This window comes from Secundilactobacillus malefermentans DSM 5705 = KCTC 3548, from assembly GCF_001436395.1.
GTDB classification, from domain to species: domain Bacteria; phylum Bacillota; class Bacilli; order Lactobacillales; family Lactobacillaceae; genus Secundilactobacillus; species Secundilactobacillus malefermentans.
In genome coordinates this window covers 1-4,315 of sequence record NZ_AZGJ01000077.1, presented here as the reverse complement: position 1 = coordinate 4,315, position 4,315 = coordinate 1, and the positions used below count along the sequence as shown (strand labels likewise).

The 4,315-nt window shown below is 37.7% G+C and carries 6 protein-coding genes; 2 read left to right on the top strand and 4 right to left on the bottom strand.

The window, feature by feature from the left end; translation table 11 throughout:
- Window positions 1-662: 662 nt before the first annotated feature.
- The 4 genes from FD44_RS09510 to FD44_RS09495 all read right to left on the bottom strand — a co-directional run bounded on the left by FD44_RS09510 (window position 663) and on the right by FD44_RS09495 (window position 3,052).
- The gene (locus FD44_RS09510) at window positions 663-1,799 is read right to left on the bottom strand and encodes a relaxase/mobilization nuclease domain-containing protein (protein ID WP_010620825.1); all 1,137 of its coding nucleotides are present in this window, start codon (window positions 1,797-1,799) and stop codon (window positions 663-665) included.
- On the bottom strand, window positions 1,781-2,152 hold the full coding sequence (locus FD44_RS10780) for a MobC family plasmid mobilization relaxosome protein (RefSeq protein ID WP_010620826.1): 372 nt from the start codon (window positions 2,150-2,152) through the stop codon (window positions 1,781-1,783). The genes FD44_RS09510 and FD44_RS10780 overlap by 19 nt, the downstream gene beginning before the upstream one ends.
- A 394-nt stretch (window positions 2,153-2,546) precedes the next feature.
- The gene (locus tag FD44_RS09500) at window positions 2,547-2,813 is read right to left on the bottom strand and encodes a Txe/YoeB family addiction module toxin (RefSeq protein WP_010620827.1); all 267 of its coding nucleotides are present in this window, start codon (window positions 2,811-2,813) and stop codon (window positions 2,547-2,549) included.
- The gene (locus FD44_RS09495; RefSeq protein ID WP_010620828.1) at window positions 2,798-3,052 is read right to left on the bottom strand and encodes a type II toxin-antitoxin system Phd/YefM family antitoxin; all 255 of its coding nucleotides are present in this window, start codon (window positions 3,050-3,052) and stop codon (window positions 2,798-2,800) included. Before FD44_RS09495 ends, FD44_RS09500 begins: the two co-directional genes overlap by 16 nt.
- A 227-nt stretch (window positions 3,053-3,279) precedes the next feature.
- Between FD44_RS09495 and FD44_RS09490 the strand changes: the two genes are divergently transcribed.
- A complete protein-coding gene (locus FD44_RS09490) occupies window positions 3,280-3,645 on the top strand; it encodes an ArsR/SmtB family transcription factor (RefSeq protein ID WP_010620829.1) in 366 nt (121 codons plus the stop codon).
- Between the two features lie 16 nt (window positions 3,646-3,661).
- Entirely contained in the window at window positions 3,662-4,276 is a 615-nt protein-coding gene (locus FD44_RS09485; RefSeq protein ID WP_010620830.1) for a CadD family cadmium resistance transporter, read from the top strand.
- The last annotated feature ends 39 nt before the right edge of the window (window positions 4,277-4,315 follow it).

Below are 4,315 nucleotides of genomic sequence, written 5' to 3'. Positions count from 1 at the left end.
ACATACATCGCTTTTGGTACTTATATAAACGTTAAAACCCTTGGTATAACTGCCTTTTTTTTCTCACAAAAGGTTTAAAAGACAAAGTATTTAAGATAAATATAAATACTTCTTCTTTATTTCACTAAAAAATAAAATAAAATAAACGATACATAAATTGCTCGTGATTTCTCAACAGACAAAATGTCGTTCTTAGTCAGACAAAAAGACATCTAAAGAGTTATTAAGAATTTATAAGGATAGCTTGCTTTACAAGCTTAAAAAAGAAATTTAAGAAATCAAAAGCGTTGGCAAAAAGCTGTGTCTCGACTTACGCTCGACTGATCGAACCATTGTATGAAATAAAAGCTAAATAAACAGCTCTATTTTCAACTTTAGAGTAAATGCTTGTAAAAGGACCTCTAATCAAGTTGAAGCATGCCTAAGAGGGTTTTTAGCAGCTTTAAATTGATTTAAACTTGATAACTCTCCTGAATATTTCAATTCCATTTAAGAGAGCCATTATGTAAGCATAAACTCTTTTTTACCATAAATTAAAGAAATTAAGTAGCCACATAAGCGCCACCACAACGATACCAGTAGGTACACTAGCATATAAGTTGGTTAAAACCGTTCTAAAGGTTAATCTTTGATTGGTTCGCTTGATTTCAGCGTTTAACTGCTCAAAGACTTGGTCCATTGTCTTGGTTATAGTCTGGTTGATCTCGCTTAACTGTTGGTTGTTCTGGCTCATTTCGCTCTGAATCTTCGCGATTTCGGTCTGATTTTGCTCTAAAAGGTCGCTCAAGATCGTTTTCAGGCGTTTCAAAGATTCGTTTGACTGCTTTTGAGCTGTCTCGTTGAAGCTGTTTTGTGTGGTCTCTAAGTTGGTTAAGCTGCTGTTGAAGTTGTTCAGGACTGTAGTCGTCACTTGCTGAATCTCTTGTAAATTGTTCTCCAGATTGGCTTTCTCCAAGCTTTTCTGTTGCAGCGTCGCTCCGCTGTAGTTCCGGATCTCGGTCAAAACTTGAATCAGTTGCTGCAGGTCTTGGCTCATTGTTTCCTGATCGGTCTGTTGTGAGATCTCTCGTTTCGGTTGGTTCAATGTGTCTTTCAAAGCCATTAAAAATCGTCTCCTTTTCATATTCACTGCCTAACTTGCTCGCTCTCACCTTTTTATTGGCGTTTAAATGGGTGTAGGTGATCGTTTTTCCTCTCAGTTTAACATCTACCCCATTTTTATTTAAAAGCGCTGAAAAGCTCTTAAAATCGCTTGTACGACTCACTGAATAATCGACAGCTTCTCTTATTTCGTCTTTCCAGCTGCTTTTTCCTTTTTCCAATAACGACTTTTCCGCTGTAGTATAACGAACTTTAGCGGGTTCTTCGGGAATCGTTAAGCCATGCTCAAGACAAATCTGATCGTTCATATCTTTAACTTCTTGAATGGCTTTTTGTCCATGCGCTTGAAATTTTAAGCCGGTATCCATATTCACGCTATTAATCACTAAATGATTATGAATGTGATCTTTATCGGTATGCGTATAAATGGCTACTTGGTGACCGTCAGCGACTTTTTCGGCCAATTGATAACCTAAGGCATTAGCTTGCTCCGGAGTGACCTCACCGGGCTTAAACGACTGAATCAAGGTATGCGCTTGAACTTTATCGTCTTTGCCATAAATCATGCGAGTAGCTTTCATTTGGGTTTTGGCGTAGTTCACGTCACAATTGAAGCCGCTTTTGACCGTTGCCCGCGGTTCAGCGTAGTTAATGCAGCGAGAACAACTGGTGCTGCGCGCTAATTTAATTGTTGCCATATCTGATTCAACTCCTTTTGTACTTGTTGCAATTCAGCCGTTAGGTTGGCGGCTAAATTCGGATCCAATTCGGCAGTGTTCGTTGCTCTTGCCATCTGATTGACGTTATTTCCAATCGCGCGTAATTGCTTGGCAATCTCCACGGCTCCTGGTCGGTCAATTTTCGGCGTTACGAGCTTAGCCCCTTGTGCCTTGCTTTTTACAAAAGCCGGCACACTCATTTGAAAAGTTTCAGCGGAGCGCTTCAACTTTTCAAATTCGGATTCGCTCACTCGAAAGCTGATTTGTTTCGGCTCTTTTCGCTTCGGTTTGGCCTCCGCAAAAGTGGCCTCAAAAATCTCTCGTTCGCTCACTAGTCCCACCCCCTGTTTTTCTTCTCTGTCGTTCAGAAAGAAGCATAACACTAAGGCGCACTCGGCCGTTAGTGTTATGCTTCTTTAAGGGGTTTGGCAAGCTCTATGTTTGCTAGCCACTTCGTGGCGCAAACGACCTTGTTGGGGGAACGCTACGCACCCCCAAGCCCCCTTGAAAAACTGTCAAAACGTAGCCGTTTTGATCCCAAAAAAGAGACTTGAAATGTGTCCATTTCGGTCTCTTTTTCTGGCAAGATCAAGCCGGTTTTTTTCGTCGTTGGCGTCGAAAAAAATGTCCCTTTATGTACTGTCTTTTTTTCGGTAGTTGGTCCGAAAAAAGACAAGAACATTACATAAAAAAAAGATAGAAATTCACTTTTTTGAAAGTGGTTTTCTATCTTTCGTAGTGCGTCCAAGTCGACCAAATAATGACTTCTTTTGCGTCATTATCAACAGTGTAAACCACTCGGTGTTGAATATTTAAACGACGTGAATATTTATCTTTTAAATTTCCGACTAATTTCTCATAAGGCGGGGGATTTTGGAACGGATTCTCTTTTAAAACTTCCATGAGATCTTTAAATTTTTGATCTAAATGAGCCCCTTTTAAATGTTTCAGGTCTTTTGTAGCTGATTTTGCTAATTTTACAGAGTATCCCAATCGATATCCTCCAATGCAACAAACTCATTTTCTTGTTCACGCTGGTGGATCACATCTGCTACGCCAGCAGATTGCAGGTATAATGTTTCTTGAATTGCGTCCCAGTCTTTTTTACTGACCATGACGGCTTCACTTTCTTCGTTTTTGCCGGAGATATAAATGGGTTCGTTAGTTTTATTGACGTCTTTCAATAGTTGATAAAAGACTTTTCTAGCTTGGCTAGGGTTTACGATAGACATAAGCTATTCCTCCCTTTAACATCTTTTTTACTATTGTAACGTACTTGTTTAAGTACGTCAAAGATGTTGTGAATACATGAAATTGCTTAAAATAGTGTATCAATAATCTTGTTTTATCAATGTTGAATTTATTTGAATTGTCTACAGATTAACTACTTATTGACAAAACAATGCTTAGATAGCTATACTTCATTCAAACGTTCGTTTGAATGGGGGTGGTTAAATTAATGAACGCAGAAGTATGTACAACTAACAGTATACATAAAGAAAAAGTAGCTAGTGTTAAAAACAATTTAAAAGATAAAGACCTTTCAACTTTACTTATATTAGGAAAATGTTTTAGCGATTCTTCTAGGATTAAAATTTTTTATACTTTAGAAACTTATAAGGAGATGTGCGTTTGTGATTTAGCGGCGATACTTAATGCTAGTATTGCTACAACGTCACACCATTTACGTTTTTTGAAAAAGAACGAAATAGCAAAATCACGTCAAGATGGAAAAGTAGTTTATTATTCTTTAGCGAATGAAGAGATACTTTCCGCTGTGCAGGATTTTCTAAAGTTGTCAGAAAATATATCTATGAAAATTTAGTTTGGAGGAAGTTATTTTGTTACAAAGTATTTTATCAGCTCTCGCTGTTTACGTTTCTACCAGCATTGATTATTTATTTATCTTGCTGATTATTTTTTCTCAAAGTCATACAAAAAAAGGGCTCCGTCAGATTTTTTGGGGTCAATATCTAGGAACAGGTATCTTAGTAGCCGTAAGTTTATTTGCAGCATATGTGCTGAATTTCATTCCGCAAGATTGGATCATTGGGCTTCTCGGTCTAATTCCGATTTTCTTAGGAATCAGAGTGGCATTGGTTGGCGAAGAGGAGGAAGAAGAAGAGGAAGTCGTTGAAAAGCTTGAATCAAGAGGAACAAACCGCTTCTTTTGGACCGTTGCCTTAATAACAATTGCTTCTGGTGGCGATAACTTAGGGATTTATATTCCTTACTTTGCCTCGTTATCTTTTTCAGAGATTGTCACCGCTCTAATCGTATTTGCTATTTCTGTTGCGGTTCTTTGCTATATCAGTTACAAATTAGCCAAGATTTCTTTTGTTTCCGAAACCTTAGAAAAATATGAACGAATCCTTGTTCCTATAGTGTTTATTGGCTTAGGAATTTATATTTTGATAGAAAATGGGACGATTCAAACACTATTAAATTTTATATAAACAACTACGATAGTGAAGTTCAAATAAAAAAAGACAGCG